Source organism: Pseudomonas sp. XP2 (genome assembly GCF_053557975.1).
The window spans coordinates 163,474-181,453 of sequence record NZ_JBNRIK010000005.1 but is presented as its reverse complement, the minus strand read 5'-3'; the positions used below and the strand labels follow the sequence as shown (position 1 = coordinate 181,453).

The window sequence follows — 17,980 nt, the reverse complement described above, 5'->3', positions numbered from 1 at the left end:
TCCCCTTCGTCTAGTGGCCTAGGACACCGCCCTTTCACGGCGGTAACAGGGGTTCGAGTCCCCTAGGGGACGCCACATTTACCCGCGTTTTGCGGGATTTTAAAGGCTCATTCGCTTATTGAATGGGCCTTTTGTTTTTTCTCCCTTCCGAAAAATCGCAGCTGACCAGCGGCGTAAAATTTTGCTTGCCAAAAAATATGATATGCATAATATTTCAAGCATCATATTTTGAATGGCGGATGCCTGATGAGCGACAAGAAGAGCAGAACCCGCGAACGCATCCTGGAAGCAGCGCGCAGTGCGCTGATCCAGCACGGCCCGGCCGAGCCCAGCGTTAGCCAGGTGATGGGGGCGGCAGGCCTGACCGTCGGTGGTTTCTATGCCCACTTTGACAGCAAGGACGAGCTGATGCTCGAAGCGTTTCGCCAGCTGCTGGGTGAGCGCCGCGCCTTGCTCGCCCAGATCGACCCCAGCCTCGATGGTGCAGGGCGGCGGGCGCTGGCCAGTGCCTTTTACCTGTCGCGCAAGCACCGGGATGCCGAAGTGCACGCTTGCCCGCTGCCCAACTCGCTGGGCGAGATGCAGCGCCTGCCAGAGGCGTTCCGCGAGGTATTGGCTGAGCACATCGAGCTGATGACTGCCGCCATGGTTGACCGGCCTGAAGATGCCGACAAGGCCCTGGCTGATCTGGCGCTCATGGTTGGCGGCCTTGCCCTGGCCCGTGCCTTGGGTACCGGTGAACTTTCTGACCGTATTCTGCGCGCCGCCAAATCGGCGGTGCTTTAACCCTGGAGCATGGCGATGACTACCCTGAGCTGGATTCGTGGTGTCAATGGCACCCTGGGCCGGCTGGCCCCTGAGCATGTCGCGGGCAAGATGCGCCGTGCCTTCATGACCCCGCGCCACCTGCCACCTAGGGAATGGGAGTTGCCCGCGCTGGCCAGCGCCGAACGCATCACCCTGCGCTTCGGCTTGTCTGCCTTGCGCTGGGGCAAAGGGCCGACCGTGTTGCTGATGCATGGTTGGGAAGGGCGCCCGACCCAGTTTGCCGCTTTGATCGAGACCTTGGTCCAGGCCGGGCACACGGTGGTGTCGCTGGAAGGGCCGGGCCATGGCCGTTCGCCGGGCGAGCAGGCAAATGTGGTGCTGTTTGCCCGGGCACTGCTGGAGGCCGCTGCAGAGCTGCCGCCGCTGCGTGCGGTCATTGGCCACTCGATGGGGGGTGCCAGTGTGCTGCTGGCCCTGCAGATGGGGTTGCGCACGGAAGCGGCTGTGAGCATTGCTGCCCCGGCGCGGCTGCTGGGTGTGTTGCGTGGCTTTGCTCATCGCCTGGGGATGCCGGCGCGGGCGCGGGCGGCTTTCATACGCCAGGTGGAGCGGGACGTGGGCATGCAGATTGCGCGGCTGGATGTGACCGGTTACCAGCTTGAGCTTCCGGGGTTGGTGGTGCATGCCGCCGATGACGCCCTCGTGGCCGCCGATGAAGCCCAGGTCATTCATAAGGCCTGGTTCGATAGCCGTTTGCTGATGTTGGAGGAGGGCGGCCACCAGCGGGTGCTGGCCGACCCGCGGCTGAGTGTAGCCGTGCTCGAATTGCTGGCCCGGGCTGACGAGCCAGCGCGGCAAACCGCCTGATGGTGTTGCCTGTGCTGGCCTCATTGTCGGCAAGCCAGCTCCCACAGGTACCGCGCAGACCTGGAGTCCTGCGCGGTTTTTGTGGGAGCTGGCGTGCCGGCGATGAGGCCGGTAAATCTTGCGCAGGGGCTGGACATTGCCCTGCAGGTCGCTGCTAAATCGCCTTTTGTGCCAAGGAAGCGAACATGAGCTGGGACCTGGCAACACCCTTCGTCATCGACCTGCGCGTCAGCAGCGAGGACATCGACGGCCTTGGTCATGCCAACAACGCGGTCTACGTCACGTGGCTGGAGCGTTGCGCCTGGCGCCACTCCCAGCGCCTGGGGCTGGACCTGGCGGAGTATCGGCGCCTGGATCGGGCGATGGCGGTGGTGCGTCACGAAATCGATTACCTGGCCGCCGCCTACGAGGATGACGAGCTGCAACTGGCCACCTGGATCATCGACTGGGATCAGCGCCTGCGCATGACCCGGCGCTTTCAGCTCAAGCGCCCGCGTGACGGCGTAACCCTGCTGCGTGCGCACACCACCTTTGCCTGCATCGAGCTGTCCAGCGGCAAGCCCAGGCGCATGCCGGCGGAATTCGTAGATGGCTACGGTCCGGCGCTGATCGGCACCTGAATCGTCGACAATTTTTGTTAGACTGCCGGCTTTTTCACCGAGACCCCGACATGCAAATTGCCCTGGCCCCCATGGAGGGGCTGGTTGACAACATCCTGCGCGACGTATTGACCCGCGTGGGCGGTATCGACTGGTGCGTCACTGAGTTCATTCGCGTGTGCGACCGCCTGCTGCCGCCGTCCTCGTTCGACAAGCTGGCGCCCGAGCTGCGCCAGGGCGCGCGTACGGCTGCGGGGGTGCCCATGCGCGTGCAGTTGCTGGGGTCGGACCCGGTGTGCCTGGCGGAAAACGCGGCGCTGGCCTGTGAGCTGGGTGCGCCAGTGATCGACCTGAACTTCGGCTGCCCGGCCAAGACCGTGAACAAGTCACGTGGCGGTGCCGTGCTGCTCAAAGAGCCGGAGTTGCTGCACGCCATCGTGCGGGAGGTGCGCCGCGCAGTGCCGGCGCATATCCCGGTAACCTCGAAGATGCGCCTGGGTTTCGACAGCCCCGACGGCGCGCTTGAGTGTGCCACGGCATTGGCAGAGGGGGGCTCGGCGCATCTGGTGGTGCATGCGCGGACCAAGGTCGAGGGCTACAAGCCGCCGGCGCACTGGGAATGGGTGGCGCGGGTGCAGGATGTGGTCAAGGTACCGGTGTTCGCCAATGGCGAGATCTGGACTGTTGATGACTGGCGGCGGTGCCGTGAGGTCAGCGGGGCCGAGGACATCATGCTGGGCCGTGGCCTGGTATCGCGCCCGGACCTGGGTCTGCAGATTGCCGCAGCCCATGATGGGCGGGACTATCAGCCGATGAGCTGGGATGACCTGCTGCCGTTGTTGCGCGAGTTCTGGCGTCAGGCCCAGGCCAAACTGTCACCGCGTTATGCACCGGGGCGGATGAAGCAATGGCTGGCCATGCTGACCCGCAGTTACCCCGAAGCGGTGGTGCTGTTTGCCGAGTTGCGCCGGGAAGATGACTGCGCGCGGATCAGCCGGTTGCTGGGGGTTGAGGTGCAGGCTTTGGAGGCCTGTGTTGCCTGAGCTGGCCTCTTCGCTGGCATGCCCGCGAAAAGGGCTACACCGATTTCAAATTTTTTTATCATTGCCCCTTGAAAGCTTTTCCCTCGGCCATATCTTTTGAGTACGCGATGCCGAAGTCGGGTCGCGTAATGACTTACTTGCTGAATCTCAGGAGTTTATGACCATGACTACCGCTTTCTCTCTTGCTCCACTGTTCCGCCATTCCGTTGGTTTCGACCGTTTCAACGACCTGTTCGAATCCGCGGCACGTAATGAGGCCGGTAGCAGCTACCCGCCCTACAACGTGGAAAAACATGGCGAGGACCACTATCGCATCGTAGTAGCCGCAGCCGGTTTCCAAGAGGAGGACCTCGACCTGCAGGTTGAGAAAGGTGTCCTGACCGTGACCGGTGGCAAGCGCGACAATGGCGCCGCTGAAGTGACTTACCTGCATCAGGGTATCGCGCAACGCGCCTTCAAGCTGTCGTTCCGCCTGGCTGACCATATCGAAGTGAAAGCCGCCGGCCTGGCCAACGGCCTGCTCAGCATCGACCTGCTGCGCATCGTGCCTGAAGAAGCCAAGGCCAAGCGCATCCCGATCAATGGCGACAAACCAGCGCTGAACTGATCACGCTGCGATGAAGAAGGGCACCCCCAGGGGTGCCCTTTTTTGTGCTCCTGACGCGCTACCGTGCAGGCGCCGGCAGCCAGGCGATCAGTAGTCTGCCGGCGCTTCCAGCAACAGCTTGCGAAACTCTGGCAACGGCAACGGCCGGCTGTGCAGGTAGCCCTGATACAGGTGACAGCCCAGCCGTTCCAGAAAATCAAGCTGTTCAGTCAGTTCGACCCCCTCGGCAATCACCGCCAGGTCCAGGCTGCGGGCCATGGCGACAATGGCGCGGACGATTTCGGCGTCGTTGGGGTCGATCGGTGCATCGCGCACAAAGGTCTGGTCGATCTTCAGCGCATCGACCGGCAGGCGCTTGAGGTAGGTCAGCGATGAATAGCCAGTGCCGAAGTCATCCATGGCAAAACTCACCCCGTAGTGCTTCAGTTCGCGCATTTTGCTGATGGTGTCTTCCAGGTTCTGGATGACGATGCCTTCGGTGATTTCCAGCTTGAGCATGTGTCGTGGCAGCCGATAGTCGTCCAGGCTGCGCAGCACGCGCCCGACAAAGTCGTTTTGGCGGAACTGCCGAGGGCTGATGTTCACGCACAGGCTGAAATCATCCGCGTCGATCAGGCCGTCGGCCAGCATGTGCGCGCAAGCATCGCAGGCTTCGTCAAGGATCCAGCTGCCAACTTCCAGGATCAGGCCGCTTTCTTCCAGCACCTGGATGAACTGCGAGGGCGGCTGCTGGCCGAGTTGCGGGTGATGCCAGCGCAGCAGCACCTCGGCGCCGACGATGCGGTTGTCGCGGGCATCCACCTGCGGCTGGAAGTACAACGCCAGTTCACCGCGGGCCAAGGCCAGGCGCAGGTCGTTTTCCATGCGCAGGCGTTCGCTGGCGGCCTTCTGCATGGTGGTGTGGAACAACTGGGTGGTGTTGCGCCCAGAGTCCTTTGCCCGGTAAAGGGCGATATCGGCACGCTTGAGCAGATCGGCCGGCGTGGTGCCGTGGTCGGGGATCAGCGCCACGCCGATGCTGGGCGTCACCTGCAGGCGCTGGCCATCCAGCGACATCGGTTCGGCCAACAGCTCACGCAGCGTGTCGGCCAGTTCACGCACTTTTTCCTCTACCAGCTCACGGCTGCCTTCCAGTCCGCTGAGCAATACCACGAACTCGTCGCCACCCAGTCGGGCCACGGTGTCTTCCAGGCGCACACTGGCTTCCAGGCGTGCGGTGATGATCTTCAGCACCGCGTCGCCCACCGGATGGCCCAGCGAGTCGTTGATGTGTTTGAAGTGGTCGAGGTCGAGGAACAGCAGGGCGCCGCGCAAGTTGTGGCGCTTGAGCAGGGCAATCTGCTGGCTCAGGCGGTCCATCAGCAGGGCACGGTTGGGCAGGTTGGTCAGCGGATCGTGGTAGGCCAGATGGCGTATTTGCGCCTGGGCGTTTTTCAACTGGCTGACGTCGCGTGCGGTCAGCAGCAGGCAGTCGACTTCGTTGAGGGTGATCGGCTCGACAGAAACTTCCACGGTGAGGATATCGCCGCGCTTGTTACGCCCAAGCATTTCCCGGTGATGCACCCGGCCGCGCTCGCGCAACTCGGCCAGCAACGCGCTGCGCTGCTTGTCATCGGCCCAGATACCGATCTCATATACCGTGTGGCCGACCACATCGGCGGCGCTGTAGCCTGTCAGGCGGCAGAAGCCATCGTTGATTTCCAGGTAGCGGCCGCTGTGGCGTTCGGTGATGGTGATGGCGTCGGGGCTGGAGTGGAAGGCCTTGGCGAACTTTTCCTCGCTGGACTGCAGCGCCGCCTCGGCGCGTTGTTGCTGGGTGATGTCGCGCAGGGTGGTAACGCTGCAGGGCTGGTCGTCGACGGTGATCAGGCGGCTGGAGATCACACAGGTCAGCGGCGCGCCGTCGCGGTGGTTGACCACCACGGCAACGTTGCTCAGGGCCTGTTCGCGGATGACCCGCTCGATACGTTGCGCACGTTCGATGGACTCGGCCCACAAGCCGATTTCCTCGGCTGTGCGGCCAATCACCTGGTCGCTGCCCCAGCCAAAGGTCTGGCTGAACGCGGGGTTGATCTCGATGAACTGGCCGGTGTCCTGGCGGGTAACGCAGATTGGGTCGGGGCTGACCTGGAAAAGGCTGGCGAACTTCTCTTCCGAGGCGCTCAGGCGCTGCTCGCGCTCCACCTGGTCGGTAATGTCGAGCAAGGTGCCGGCCATGCGCAGCGGGTTGCCCTGTTCGTCGCGGTACAGGCGTGCGCGGCTTTCGATATAGCGCGAAATGCCGTTCTCCAGCTGCACCCGGTAGGTAATCTGGTAGTTGCCAGCGGGCCCTTCGCGCAGGCTGCGGTAGGCCTGGCGCATCGAGTTGCGCTCCTGTTCCGGCACCCCCTCGAAAAACGCATCGAACGACTCGTGAAAAGGGGTGGGCGGCAGGCCGTGAAGCTGCGCGGCGCGGGCCGAACCGTAGAGCATGCCGCTGGGGATATGCCAGTCCCAGGTGCCCAGCTGCGCCGAGTCCAGGGCCAGGTCCAGCCGTTCCTGGCTGTCCTTCAGGGCCTGCTCGGCGCGCTTGCGTTCGGTGGTGTCGACGAACGTGCTGATCAGGAAGGTGATGCCCTCCAGTTCGATGCCCTGGGTGCAGAGGATGCCGTCGTGCACCTTGCCGCTGGAGGCACGGAACTGCACCTCCATGATGAGCGGGCCGCCATTGGCGCGGGTCGACTCCATCACCTGGTGACGCTGTTCGGGGTGGACCCACAGGCCCAACTCCAGGCTGGTCTTGCCGATCACCTGGCTGCCAGGCCAGCCGAAAATGTCTTCGAAATGCTGGTTGACCTCGAAGATCATGCCGTCGTGGCGGCGGGTCAGCAAAATGGCGTTGGGGCTGAGGTGGAACAGGGTGGCGAAGCGCTTTTCCGAATTGATCAGCGCTGTTTCCCGCTCGCGCTGGCGGGTGATTTCGCGGATCACCCCGATCATCTGCGGGCGCCCATGCTGGTCGTGGGTCAGGCTGCCGTTGATCTCCAGCCAGTGCAGGCTGCCGTCAGGCCAGCGAATGCGGTGACGCATGGCCTGTTCCACCGGCTCGCCGTTGAACACGGCCTGGAACACCTGGCGGGTGCGGGCGCGGTCTTCCTCGGGCAGCAAGTCGAGGTAGTCGACATCGGCGGGCAACGGTCGCTGCGGGTCGAAGCCGAACAGCGCCTGGGTGCCTCGTGACCAGCTGACCCGGCCGCTATCGATGTCCCATAGCCAGGCCCCAAGGCGCGCGCCATTGAGCGCGGCCAGCAGTTGTGGGGCGTTCTGCCAGGCCTGCTCCGACTCTTGGGGATCGGCCGCAGGAATACGCGGCAGGCGCAAAAAGCGGTTTGCTGATTTGGGCATCGGTACCAGACCTTTGGCGTATGACGCGTCCTTGAATTGGATATGCCGGGCTGACGGCCGGTCAGGCCGGCCCTGCGTGGCTGTCGAGCAGGGCCATGAAAGCCCTGGCCGCGTTCGACAGCGTACGCTCCGTGTGCAAGATGTAGCCTAGCTGGCGTGACAGCTGTATGCCCGGTAATGCGATGGGTGCAACCTGTTCGTCGAGCATGGTGCGTGGCAATACACTCCAGGCCAGCCCGATCGATACCATCATCTTGATGGTTTCCAGGTAGTTGGTGCTCATGGCGATGTTCGGCGTCAGGCCCTGGCTTTCGAACAGGCGCTGGACAATATGGTGGGTAAAGGTGTTGCCGCCGGGGAATACCGCCGGGTGGCGGGCCACATCAGCCAGGCTGACTGTACGGTTGTTGGCCAGCGGGTGCTCGGGCGCGGCGACAAAGTCCAGGGCGTCGTCCCACACCGGTACGGCCTTGATCAGGTGGTGCGGGTCGGGCGCCAGGGTGATCACGGCAATCTCGGCACGGCCATGCAGAATTTCGTCGTAGGCCTGTTCTGAATCCAGAAACTGAATATCCAGCGCCACCGCCGGGTACTGGCGGGTGAAAGCCCGCAGCAATGGAGGCAGGCGGTGCAGGCCGATGTGGTGGCTGGTGGCCAGGGTCAGACGACCGCTCACGGCCCCGGTCAGGTTGGTCAGCGCCCGTCGGGTATCATCAAGCACATTCAGAATCTGGTAGGCCCGTGGCAGCAGGGCGCGCCCGGCCTCGGTCAGGGTGACCTCGCGGCCCAGGCGGTCGAACAGGCGCACACCCAGTTGCTGTTCCAGCCCGGCGATGCGTTTGCTGATGGCCGGCTGGGTCAGGAACAGCCGGTCGGCGGCCCCGGAAAAACTGCCGGTTTCGGCAATGGCGATAAAGGCACTGAGGTTGGCCAGGTCCATGGGGTTGTATTCCTTTGGGTTATCCAAAGCATAAAAATTATGAATTTGAGTTATTCAATCTAACCCCCTAGCATCGTCCGTACAAGCCAAGGGGTCTTTGGCATAGAAAGACGCTGATGAGGAACAGTCTGATGGCTGGCAAAACGCTCTACGACAAACTCTGGGAAGCCCATGAGGTCAAGCGCCGTGATGACGGCTCGTCCTTGATCTACATCGACCGCCACATCATCCACGAAGTGACGTCGCCCCAGGCCTTTGAAGGCCTGCGCCTGGCCAACCGCAAACCGTGGCGCATCGACACCAACATCGCCACCCCCGACCACAACGTGCCGACCACGCCAGAGCGCAAGGGCGGTATCGAGGCCATCGTCGACCAGGTGTCGCGCCTGCAGGTGCAGACCCTTGACGAAAACTGTGACGAATACGGCATCGTCGAATTCAAGATGAATGACGAACGCCAGGGCATCGTTCACGTCATCAGCCCCGAGCAGGGCGCCACCTTGCCCGGCATGACCGTGGTCTGCGGTGACTCGCACACCTCCACCCATGGCGCTTTCGGTGCCCTGGCCCACGGCATTGGCACCTCCGAGGTCGAGCACGTGCTCGCCACCCAGTGCCTGGTCGCCAAAAAGATGAAGAACATGCTGGTGCGCGTGGAAGGCCAATTGCCTGCCGGTGTTACCGCCAAGGACATCGTCCTGGCCGTGATCGGCAAGATCGGCACCGCGGGTGGCAATGGCCACGCCATGGAGTTTGCCGGCAGCGCCATCCGCGAATTGTCGATGGAAGGCCGCATGACCATTTGCAACATGTCCATCGAGGCCGGTGCCCGCGTGGGCCTGGTGGCCACTGACGCCACCACCGTTGCCTACGTTGAAGGCCGCCCGTACGCGCCGAAGGGCGAGCAGTGGAAACAAGCGGTCGAGTCGTGGAAAGACCTGGTGTCGGATGACGATGCCGTGTTCGACACCGTGGTCGAGCTCGATGCCAGCCAGATCAAGCCACAGGTCAGCTGGGGCACCTCGCCCGAGATGGTCCTGGCCGTCGATCAGCGCGTGCCGGACCCGGCTGCCGAAGCCGACCTGGTCAAGCGTGGTTCGATCGAGCGTGCCCTGAAGTACATGGGCCTGACCGCCAACCAGGCGATCACCGATATTCAGCTGGACCGCGTGTTCATCGGCTCGTGCACCAACTCGCGTATCGAAGACCTGCGCGCCGCAGCCGAAATCGCCAAGGGCCGCAAGGTGGCCGCTACCGTCAAGCAAGCCATCGTCGTGCCAGGTTCGGGCCTGGTCAAGGCCCAGGCCGAGCGCGAAGGCCTGGACAAGATCTTTGTCGAAGCCGGTTTCGAATGGCGTGAGCCAGGCTGCTCGATGTGCCTGGCGATGAACCCGGACCGCCTGGAGAGCGGCGAGCACTGCGCGTCCACCTCCAACCGCAACTTCGAAGGCCGTCAGGGGGCCGGTGGCCGTACCCACCTGGTCAGCCCGGCCATGGCTGCCGCTGCCGCGGTGACCGGCCACTTCATCGATGTCCGCGAGTTGATCCAAGGGAGCGCAGCATGAAAGCCTTTACCCAGCACACTGGCCTCGTCGCGCCGTTGGACCGTGCCAACGTCGACACCGACCAGATCATCCCCAAGCAGTTTTTGAAGTCGATCAAGCGCACCGGCTTTGGCCCTAACCTGTTCGACGAATGGCGTTACCTGGACGTGGGCCAGCCCTACCAGGACAACAGCAAGCGCCCGCTGAACACCGAGTTCGTGCTCAACCACGAACGCTACCAGGGTGCCAGCGTGTTGCTGGCGCGGGAGAACTTCGGTTGTGGCTCCAGCCGTGAGCACGCCCCGTGGGCGCTGGACGAGTACGGCTTCCGCAGCGTGATCGCGCCGAGCTTTGCCGACATCTTCTTCAACAACAGCTTCAAGAACGGCTTGCTGCCGATCATCCTCAGCGATGAGGAAGTCGACGAGTTGTTCAAGCAGGTCGAAGCCAACCCGGGTTACCAGCTGACCATCGACTTGCAAGCGCAGGCCGTGACACGTCCGGATGGCAAGGTGCTGCATTTCGAGATCGATGCGTTCCGCAAGCACTGCCTGCTCAACGGCCTGGACGATATCGGCCTGACCCTGCAGGACAGCGATGCGATCAAGGCTTTCGAAGGCAAGCACCGCGCCAGCCAGCCTTGGCTGTTCCGTGATGCCTGAGTGATGTAGCTGTGAGTGCTGGCCTCTGTGGGAGCGGGCTTGCCCCGCGAAGAGGCCGGTACTGGTGATGACAATCAAAAGGACTGCACCCATGACCAGCACCAACCATACCGACGTGGTCCAGCGCCAGTTCGGCGAACAGGCCAGCGCCTACCTCAGCAGCACCGTGCACGCCCAGGGCAGTGAGTTCGTCCTGCTGCAGGCTGAGCTGGCAGGGCAGGCCCATGCGCGCGTGCTGGACCTGGGCTGCGGTGCCGGTCATGTCAGCTTCCACGTCGCGCCGCTGGTCGCCGAGGTGGTCGCCTACGACCTTTCGCAAGCCATGCTCGACGTGGTCGCCAGTGCTGCCGCCGAGCGCGGCCTGGCCAACATCACCACCGAGCGCGGCGCGGCCGAACGCCTGCCGTTTGCCGATGCTTCGTTCGATTTCGTCTTCAGCCGCTACTCGGCCCACCACTGGAGCGACCTGGGCCTGGCCCTGCGCGAAGTGCGCCGGGTGCTCAAGCCCGGTGGCGTGGCGGCGTTCGTCGATGTGATGTCACCCGGCAGCCCGCTGCTCGACACCTACCTGCAAACGGTCGAGGTGCTGCGCGACACCAGCCATGTGCGCGACTACTCCGCCGCCGAATGGCAGCGTCAGGTCAGCGAAGCCGGCCTGCATGTGCGCAGCCACACGCGCCAGCCACTGCGCCTGGAGTTCAGCAGCTGGGTCGAGCGCATGCGCACCCCCGAGCCGATGCGCGTGGCCATACGCCAATTGCAGCAAGCCATGGGTGAAGAAGTACGGCAGTATTACCAGATCGAGGCCGATGGCTCGTTCAGCACCGATGTGCTGGTGTTGTGGGCCGAGCGTTAAGCACTTTTCGGTGGGGCCCGTTTGGCCGCACCGCGTGAATGGATAGAGGAAAGCATGAGCAAGCAGATTCTGATTCTCCCTGGTGACGGTATCGGCCCGGAAATCATGGCCGAAGCGGTCAAGGTGCTGGAACTGGCCAACGACAAGTTCCAGCTTGGCTTCAGCCTGGAACATGACGTGATCGGTGGCGCCGCCATCGACAAGCATGGCGTGCCGCTGGCCGACGAAACCCTGGAGCGTGCGCGCAAGGCCGATGCCGTGCTGCTGGGCGCCGTGGGTGGCCCGAAGTGGGACAAGATCGAGCGTGACATCCGCCCTGAGCGCGGCCTGCTTAAAATCCGTTCGCAACTGGGCCTGTTCGCCAACCTGCGCCCGGCCATCCTCTACCCGCAGCTGGCCGATGCCTCGTCGCTGAAGCCGGAAATCGTTTCGGGCCTGGACATCCTCATCGTCCGTGAGCTGACCGGCGGCATCTACTTCGGTGCCCCGCGTGGCCAGCGCGAGCTGGAAGGCGGCGAGCGCCAGGCCTACGACACCCTGCCGTACAGTGAAAGCGAAGTGCGCCGCATTGCCCGTGTCGGCTTCGACATGGCCCGCGTACGTGGCAAGAAGCTGTGCTCGGTGGACAAGGCCAACGTCCTGGCGTCCAGCCAGCTGTGGCGTGAAGTGGTCGAAGACGTGGCCAAGGACTATCCGGACGTCGAACTGAGCCACATGTACGTCGACAACGCTGCCATGCAGCTGGTGCGCGCACCCAAGCAGTTCGACGTGATGGTGACCGACAACATGTTCGGTGACATTCTGTCGGATGAAGCTTCCATGCTGACCGGTTCCATCGGCATGCTGCCATCTGCGTCGCTGGATGCCGACAACAAGGGCATGTACGAGCCGTGCCACGGTTCGGCGCCGGACATCGCCGGCCTTGGCATCGCCAACCCGCTGGCGACCATTTTGTCGGTGTCGATGATGCTGCGTTACAGCTTCAATCAGTCGGCTGCCGCCGAGGCGATCGAGAAGGCCGTCAGCCTGGTCCTTGACCAGGGCCTGCGCACCGGCGACATCTTCTCGGAAGGCTGCCGCAAAGTTGGTACGCAGGAAATGGGCGACGCAGTAGTCGCAGCGCTGCGGAATCTGTAATCTCTCTGGCCCGCCACCCCAAATTCCCGGTGGCGGCCCACTTTTAGCAAAGGTGTAGTTGCGATGAAACGTGTAGGTCTGATCGGTTGGCGCGGCATGGTCGGTTCCGTGCTCATGCAGCGGATGCTGGAGGAGCAGGATTTCGACCTTATCGAGCCGGTGTTCTTCACTACCTCCAATGTCGGCGGCCAAGGCCCGAACGTGGGCAAGGATACAGCGCCGCTCAAAGACGCTTATTCGATTGAAGAACTCAAGACCCTCGACGTAATCCTGACCTGCCAGGGCGGCGACTACACCAACGAGGTCTTCCCCAAGCTGCGTGAAGCCGGCTGGCAGGGTTACTGGATCGATGCGGCCTCGTCCCTGCGCATGCAGGATGATGCGGTGATCGTCCTCGACCCGGTCAACCGCAAGGTCATTGATCAGCAGCTGGACGCCGGTACCAAGAACTATATCGGCGGCAACTGCACTGTCAGCCTGATGCTGATGGGCCTGGGTGGGCTGTTCGAAGCCGGCCTGGTCGAGTGGATGAGCGCCATGACCTACCAGGCAGCCTCGGGTGCTGGCGCGCAGAACATGCGCGAGCTGATCAAGCAGATGGGCGCCACTCACGCAGCCGTTGCCGACGACCTGGCCAATCCGGCCAGCGCCATCCTCGACATCGACCGCAAGGTTGCCGAGAGCATGCGCAGCGACGCCTTCCCGACCGAGAACTTTGGTGTGCCACTGGCCGGTAGCCTGATCCCGTGGATCGACAAGGAACTGCCGAACGGCCAGAGCCGTGAAGAATGGAAAGCCCAGGCCGAGACCAACAAGATCCTCGGTCGCTTCAAGAGCCCGATCCCGGTCGACGGCATCTGCGTGCGCATCGGCGCCATGCGTTGCCACAGCCAGGCGCTGACCATCAAGCTGAACAAGGACGTGCCGATCGCCGACATCGAAGGCATGATCAGCCAGCACAACCCTTGGGTGAAGCTGGTGCCGAACCAGCGTGAAATCAGCATGCAGGAGCTGACCCCGACCAAGGTCACCGGTACCCTGAACATCCCGGTTGGCCGTCTGCGCAAGCTGAACATGGGCTCGCAGTACCTGGGCGCGTTCACCGTGGGTGACCAGCTGCTGTGGGGCGCCGCCGAACCGCTGCGCCGCATGCTGCGGATTCTGCTGGAGCGTTGATCGTTCTGCTTTGACCAAAAACCCGCGCTGGCGACAGTGCGGGTTTTTTTTGAGTGTTCGCCACAGCATTTTTGGTGCCGGTGAGATCGAGCGCCGCCCGCGCGGCGCATCGCGACGCAAGGCCGCTCCCACATTTGTTTCGGGCCAGTTATTCCTGTGGGATTCGCGCGCGTAGGCCTTGGCGCATGCATCGATATCGCGTCGTACATACAAGGCGGTCGCGCGCGCCTGGCGCAGGATGGACTGGCCCGAAACAAATGTGGGAGCGGCCTTGCGTCGCGATGCGCCGCGCGGGCGGCGCTCGATCTCACAAACACCGCAAATCCCAAACCATCCCCGCTAGCCCTCACGCAACCCACAGCGGCGAAGATACGGCCAGCACAGACAAAACCCTACAATCCGAGTAAAGTGCCGCCCCCGCCGTTTTCTGCAAGAGGATCCCTACCATGACACACCCTTTGGACATCGCCGTCGTCGGCGCCACCGGCAGCGTCGGTGAAGCCTTGGTGCAGATCCTCGAAGAACTCGCATTCCCGGTCGCCACGCTGCACCTGCTGGCCAGCATGGAATCGGCGGGCAGCAGCGTGATGTTCGCTGGCAAGAAGCTGAAAGTGCGCGAAGTCGACAGCTTCGACTTTGCCCAGGTCAAGCTGGCCTTCTTCGCCACCGGCGCCGCCGTCAGCCGCAGCTTTGCCGGCAAGGCGCTGCAGGCAGGCTGCACGGTGATCGACCTGTCCGGTGGCCTGGACGACGCCCTGGCCTTGGTGCCGGAAGCCAACGCCGACCGCCTGGCCGGCCTGTCGTTGCCAGCGCGCATCATCAGCCCATGCTCGGCCGCTGTAGCCCTGGCCGTCGCGCTGGCGCCGCTCAAAGGCCTGCTCGACATTGAGCGGGTGCAAGTGATGGCCGCGTTGGCGGTGTCTGCGCAAGGCCGTGAAGCGGTCAGCGAACTGGCCCGGCAAACCGCTGAGCTGCTCAATGCCCGGCCGCTGGAGCCTCGCTTCTTTGACCGCCAGGTGGCATTCAACCTGCTGGCCCAGGTAGGGGCCGCCGATGAACAGGGCCATACAGCGCTGGAGCGCCGCCTGGTCAGCGAGTTGCGGGTGCTGCTCGGCATGCCTGAATTGAAGATTTCCGTAAGCTGCGTTCAAGTCCCGGTGTTTTTCGGCGATAGCTTCAGTGTGGCTGTGCAGAGCCGTCGCCCGGTCGACCTGGAGGCGGTCAACCAAGCGCTGGAGGCAGCCGATAGCGTCGAGCGGGTGGAGCGTGATGATTATCCGACCCCGGTCGGTGACGCAGTGGGCCAAGACGTGGTCTATGTTGGTCGTGTACGTCACGGTGTTGATGAAGACCAGCAGCTCAACCTCTGGCTGACCACCGACAACGTGCGCAAAGGCGCCGCGCTCAATGCCGTGCAAGTGGCACAATTGTTGATTAAACAGATGCCGTAAAAGATACTGGCGAGCACTTTTGTCCTGCTCTGCTTGCAGGTTTCGGGACGATTCATACAAGGGAAGAGGTCATGCTTCGAATTCGCAAACTGGTTCTGGCCATGGCTGCAGCCTCCGCGCTGTCGTCTGGCATGGCGAATGCGCTGGGCCTGGGGGAGCTGACCCTGAAGTCGGCACAGAATCAGCCGCTGGACGCCGAGATCGAATTGCTCGACGTACGCGACCTCAAAGCCGCCGAAGTGGCGCCGAGCCTGGCGCCACCGGAAGAGTTCAGCAAGGCCGGGGTGGCGTTTCCGACCTACCTCGAAGACCTGACCTTCACACCGGTGATCAACCCCAACGGCAAGAGCGTGCTGCGGGTAACCTCCAGCCAGCCGCTGCCGGGGCCAGTGGTCAAGTTCCTGGTCCAGGTCATGTGGCCGCAAGGCCGCCTGCTGCGTGACTACAGCGTGTTGCTCGACCAGGCCAAGGCGCAAGGCGACAAGCCGGCGGCGGGCAATGTCACACCGGCCACAACCGGTGCCAGCAACTACACCACCCAGCGCCGCGATACCCTGTGGCAAATTGCTGCGCGCAACACCCAGGGTGGCTCGATCCAGCAGACCATGATCGCGATCCAGGCGCTGAACCCGGACGCCTTCATCGGCAACAACATCAACCAGCTGAAGGTTGGCCAGGTACTGCGCCTGCCCGACCAGCAGCAGGTCCAGAACATTGCCCAAGGCGAGGCGAACCGCGAGGTGGCCGAGCAGTACGCCGCCTGGCGTGAAGGCCGCCGCCTCGGCCCGCGTGCCCGCCAGCTGGACGCTACCCGCCGTGGCGCCGCCGAAGCCGCCCCGGCGCGCATCGCCCAGGGCGACAACCTGCGCCTGGTCACACCGGGCAGCCAGGCCGGTGCCGGCCAGGCCAAGGCACTCAACGACAAGCTGGCCGTGGCCCAGGAAAGCCTGGACACCAGCCGCCGTGACAACGACGAACTCAAAAGCCGCATGGCCGACCTGCAGAGCCAGCTGGACAAGCTGCAGCGTCTGATCGAGCTGAAGAACAATCAGCTGGCGCGCCTGGAAGGCCAGGGTGCAGCCGCTCCGGCAGTGGCAGCTGCTGCTTCTGCCCAGCCGGCAGCCGCCGCTCAGCCAGCGGTCAAGCCTGCACCTGCTGCCGTCGATACCGCGCCCAAGCCGGTGCCGGCCGCCAATCCAGCGTCAGCTAGCCAGTCGGGCAGCGCACTTGACCAGATCCTGGGCAACCCGTGGCTGCTTTGGCTGATTGCCGGCTCCAGCATTCTGGTGCTGGCCTTGTTGCTGTGGCTGCTGGCGCGCAAGCGCAAGGCCCAGCAAGAAGCAGAAAAGCACCTGCGCATGGCGCGGGCGCTGGAAGAAGAGCAAGGCACAGGTTTCGACAACGATACCGAGAGCCTTGACGGCGTTGAGGTCGCGGAGCCGAGCGTGACGCTGTCGCCAGCCGTGGTCGCAGCCTCGGCTGCCGCTGCCGTTGCTGCGGAAAAAGTGGCAGCGCCAGCCGCCGAGCCAGCACTCGAGCCTGAGCCGTACGCAGACCCTCACGCCGCGCTGTTGGCCGAAGTGGATCAATGCCTGGCCGAGGGCCGCCTGAATCGCGCCACCGAACTGCTGGAGCCCGCTGTGGACGCCGCGCCGGAGCGTGACGACCTGCGCTTGAAACTGATGGATGTGTACGCCCGCCAGGGTGATCAGAGCGCGTTCGCCGAACAGGAGCGCAAGCTGCCGGCCAGCGAGCACAACACTGCCCAGGTTGCCGGGCTGAAAGAACGTTACCCGGCCATGCTCGGCCTGGCCGCCGCCGGCCTGGGTGCGGCGGCGCTGGCTGCCGAGATGGATCAGCAGTATGTGCAGGAGCTGCTGCACGACGAGCCTGAGGCGCCGGTGGTTGCCGATGTCGTGCCTGGCGAGGTGCCTGAGTTCGAGCAACAGGTAGAGGCTGAGCCAGAGGTTGTGGCGCAAGCAGAGCCTGAAGCCGAACTGGATGCCTTCGAAGAAGTGCCGACCCTCGATGCACCGGGCCTGGATGAGCAGGATCTGGACAGCGCCTTCGACCTGAGTCTGGGTGAAGACCTGCCGGAAGAAGACCCACTGGCAGCGCCGTTGCTGAACGAGCCGGCGGCACAGGAACCTGTACCCGACGAGCTGGTCATTGCCGAGCCTGTGCTGGATGAGCCAGCGCTGGAAGCGATTCAGCCAGAAGAGCAGCCGTTTGCCGTGGATGCCGAACTGCAAGCCGACGCCGACGCCGATTTCGAGGCCATGCTGGCCCAGGCAGAGCCACAGCCTGCTGCGGACCTGTCCGATTTCGACCTCGATGTCACTGAGCCGGTTGCCCCGGCCGCCCCGCAAGCCGAGGAGGAGGCCCCGGTGGACATCGCCGCCGAGCTGGCTGCCTTCGACAGCGTGCCGGAGTTTGACCCGGTCTCCGAGTTCGACATGCCGTCGGATTTCGACTTGTCGCTGTCGCTGGAAGACGATTCGCCTGCCGCCAAGCGCTTTGCCTCGGAGCTGGACGACGTCAACGCCGAACTGGACAAGCTGTCGCAAAGCCTCGAATCGCCATCGCTGGAGCCACACTTCACCAGCGACGATGCGATTGCGCAGCCTGAACCCGAGCCATTGGACGACCTGGACTTCGACTTCTTCTCCGGCAGTGACGAAGTGGCCACCAAGCTCGACCTTGCCCGCGCCTACATCGACATGGGCGACAATCAGGGGGCCCGCGACATCCTTGATGAAGTGGTCAAGGACGGCGACGACAGCCAGCGCCAGGAAGCCGAGGACATGCTGTCTCGCCTGGTCTGATGCTCGCGCCTGTGGGAGCGGCCTTGCGTCGCGATAGGGCCGCATAGCGGCCCCAGAATTTCAGCCACCCAGCTAGCATCGCCTGGGCCGCGTTGCGGCCCTATCGCGACACAAGGCCGCT

14 protein-coding genes are annotated in these 17,980 nt (G+C 63.7%); 12 read left to right on the top strand and 2 right to left on the bottom strand.

Features of this window, described 5'->3' with window-relative positions:
* The first annotated feature begins 246 nt into the window (after window positions 1–246).
* The 5 genes from ACK1VC_RS08605 (at window position 247) to ACK1VC_RS08585 (ending at window position 3,884) form a co-directional block, all read left to right on the top strand.
* The gene (locus ACK1VC_RS08605; RefSeq protein WP_016485506.1) at window positions 247–786 is read left to right on the top strand and encodes a TetR/AcrR family transcriptional regulator; all 540 of its coding nucleotides are present in this window, start codon (window positions 247–249) and stop codon (window positions 784–786) included.
* 15 nt (window positions 787–801) lie between these two features.
* Complete coding sequence (locus ACK1VC_RS08600; protein WP_191087410.1) at window positions 802–1,635, top strand: alpha/beta fold hydrolase; 834 nt, start codon at window positions 802–804, stop codon at window positions 1,633–1,635.
* 185 nt (window positions 1,636–1,820) lie between these two features.
* The gene (locus tag ACK1VC_RS08595) at window positions 1,821–2,255 is read left to right on the top strand and encodes an acyl-CoA thioesterase (RefSeq protein ID WP_016485508.1); all 435 of its coding nucleotides are present in this window, start codon (window positions 1,821–1,823) and stop codon (window positions 2,253–2,255) included.
* A 50-nt stretch (window positions 2,256–2,305) separates the two neighbouring features.
* Window positions 2,306–3,277: a tRNA dihydrouridine synthase gene (locus ACK1VC_RS08590; RefSeq protein WP_070086959.1), complete on the top strand. Its 972-nt coding sequence runs from the start codon at window positions 2,306–2,308 to the stop codon at window positions 3,275–3,277.
* Between the two features lie 163 nt (window positions 3,278–3,440).
* A complete protein-coding gene (locus tag ACK1VC_RS08585) occupies window positions 3,441–3,884 on the top strand; it encodes an Hsp20 family protein (RefSeq protein ID WP_016485510.1) in 444 nt (147 codons plus the stop codon).
* An 87-nt stretch (window positions 3,885–3,971) separates the two neighbouring features.
* Here the strand turns inward: ACK1VC_RS08585 and ACK1VC_RS08580 are convergent, their stop codons facing one another.
* Window positions 3,972–7,268, bottom strand: a complete 3,297-nt coding sequence (locus ACK1VC_RS08580) for a PAS domain S-box protein (protein ID WP_191087411.1) — start codon at window positions 7,266–7,268, stop codon at window positions 3,972–3,974.
* 61 nt (window positions 7,269–7,329) lie between these two features.
* Window positions 7,330–8,208: a LysR family transcriptional regulator gene (locus ACK1VC_RS08575; RefSeq protein ID WP_016485512.1), complete on the bottom strand. Its 879-nt coding sequence runs from the start codon at window positions 8,206–8,208 to the stop codon at window positions 7,330–7,332.
* Between the two features lie 131 nt (window positions 8,209–8,339).
* On the opposite strand from ACK1VC_RS08575, the gene leuC reads away from it, so the two are divergent.
* The 7 genes from leuC to ACK1VC_RS08540 all read left to right on the top strand — a co-directional run bounded on the left by leuC (window position 8,340) and on the right by ACK1VC_RS08540 (window position 17,859).
* Window positions 8,340–9,773 (top strand): 3-isopropylmalate dehydratase large subunit, encoded by a 1,434-nt coding sequence (gene leuC, locus ACK1VC_RS08570; RefSeq protein WP_016500870.1) that lies wholly within the window; start codon window positions 8,340–8,342, stop codon window positions 9,771–9,773.
* Entirely contained in the window at window positions 9,770–10,414 is a 645-nt protein-coding gene (leuD, locus tag ACK1VC_RS08565) for a 3-isopropylmalate dehydratase small subunit (RefSeq protein ID WP_016485514.1), read from the top strand. Before leuC ends, leuD begins: the two co-directional genes overlap by 4 nt.
* A gap of 91 nt (window positions 10,415–10,505) precedes the next feature.
* Window positions 10,506–11,270, top strand: a complete 765-nt coding sequence (locus tag ACK1VC_RS08560; protein WP_191087412.1) for a class I SAM-dependent methyltransferase — start codon at window positions 10,506–10,508, stop codon at window positions 11,268–11,270.
* A 54-nt stretch (window positions 11,271–11,324) separates the two neighbouring features.
* Window positions 11,325–12,407 (top strand): 3-isopropylmalate dehydrogenase, encoded by a 1,083-nt coding sequence (gene leuB / locus ACK1VC_RS08555; RefSeq protein ID WP_013971603.1) that lies wholly within the window; start codon window positions 11,325–11,327, stop codon window positions 12,405–12,407.
* A 63-nt stretch (window positions 12,408–12,470) separates the two neighbouring features.
* The gene (gene asd / locus ACK1VC_RS08550) at window positions 12,471–13,583 is read left to right on the top strand and encodes an aspartate-semialdehyde dehydrogenase (protein ID WP_016485516.1); all 1,113 of its coding nucleotides are present in this window, start codon (window positions 12,471–12,473) and stop codon (window positions 13,581–13,583) included.
* A 446-nt stretch (window positions 13,584–14,029) separates the two neighbouring features.
* The gene (locus ACK1VC_RS08545; RefSeq protein WP_016485518.1) at window positions 14,030–15,034 is read left to right on the top strand and encodes an aspartate-semialdehyde dehydrogenase; all 1,005 of its coding nucleotides are present in this window, start codon (window positions 14,030–14,032) and stop codon (window positions 15,032–15,034) included.
* A gap of 71 nt (window positions 15,035–15,105) precedes the next feature.
* Complete coding sequence (locus tag ACK1VC_RS08540) at window positions 15,106–17,859, top strand: FimV/HubP family polar landmark protein (protein ID WP_102690165.1); 2,754 nt, start codon at window positions 15,106–15,108, stop codon at window positions 17,857–17,859.
* The last annotated feature ends 121 nt before the right edge of the window (window positions 17,860–17,980 follow it).

What these genes read in the sequence shown, in the direction of transcription:
- ACK1VC_RS08585 (WP_016485510.1), top strand. Translation starts at nt 3,441, where the DNA reads ATGACTACCGCTTTCTCTCTTGCTCCACTGTTCCGCCATTCCGTTGGT.
- ACK1VC_RS08605 (WP_016485506.1), top strand. Translation starts at nt 247, where the DNA reads ATGAGCGACAAGAAGAGCAGAACCCGCGAACGCATCCTGGAAGCAGCG.
- ACK1VC_RS08545 (WP_016485518.1), top strand. Translation starts at nt 14,030, where the DNA reads ATGACACACCCTTTGGACATCGCCGTCGTCGGCGCCACCGGCAGCGTC.
- ACK1VC_RS08590 (WP_070086959.1), top strand. Translation starts at nt 2,306, where the DNA reads ATGCAAATTGCCCTGGCCCCCATGGAGGGGCTGGTTGACAACATCCTG.
- ACK1VC_RS08540 (WP_102690165.1), top strand. Translation starts at nt 15,106, where the DNA reads ATGCTTCGAATTCGCAAACTGGTTCTGGCCATGGCTGCAGCCTCCGCG.
- ACK1VC_RS08580 (WP_191087411.1), bottom strand. Translation starts at nt 7,268, where the DNA reads ATGCCCAAATCAGCAAACCGCTTTTTGCGCCTGCCGCGTATTCCTGCG.
- leuC (WP_016500870.1), top strand. Translation starts at nt 8,340, where the DNA reads ATGGCTGGCAAAACGCTCTACGACAAACTCTGGGAAGCCCATGAGGTC.
- ACK1VC_RS08595 (WP_016485508.1), top strand. Translation starts at nt 1,821, where the DNA reads ATGAGCTGGGACCTGGCAACACCCTTCGTCATCGACCTGCGCGTCAGC.
- ACK1VC_RS08575 (WP_016485512.1), bottom strand. Translation starts at nt 8,208, where the DNA reads ATGGACCTGGCCAACCTCAGTGCCTTTATCGCCATTGCCGAAACCGGC.
- leuD (WP_016485514.1), top strand. Translation starts at nt 9,770, where the DNA reads ATGAAAGCCTTTACCCAGCACACTGGCCTCGTCGCGCCGTTGGACCGT.
- ACK1VC_RS08600 (WP_191087410.1), top strand. Translation starts at nt 802, where the DNA reads ATGACTACCCTGAGCTGGATTCGTGGTGTCAATGGCACCCTGGGCCGG.
- asd (WP_016485516.1), top strand. Translation starts at nt 12,471, where the DNA reads ATGAAACGTGTAGGTCTGATCGGTTGGCGCGGCATGGTCGGTTCCGTG.
- ACK1VC_RS08560 (WP_191087412.1), top strand. Translation starts at nt 10,506, where the DNA reads ATGACCAGCACCAACCATACCGACGTGGTCCAGCGCCAGTTCGGCGAA.
- leuB (WP_013971603.1), top strand. Translation starts at nt 11,325, where the DNA reads ATGAGCAAGCAGATTCTGATTCTCCCTGGTGACGGTATCGGCCCGGAA.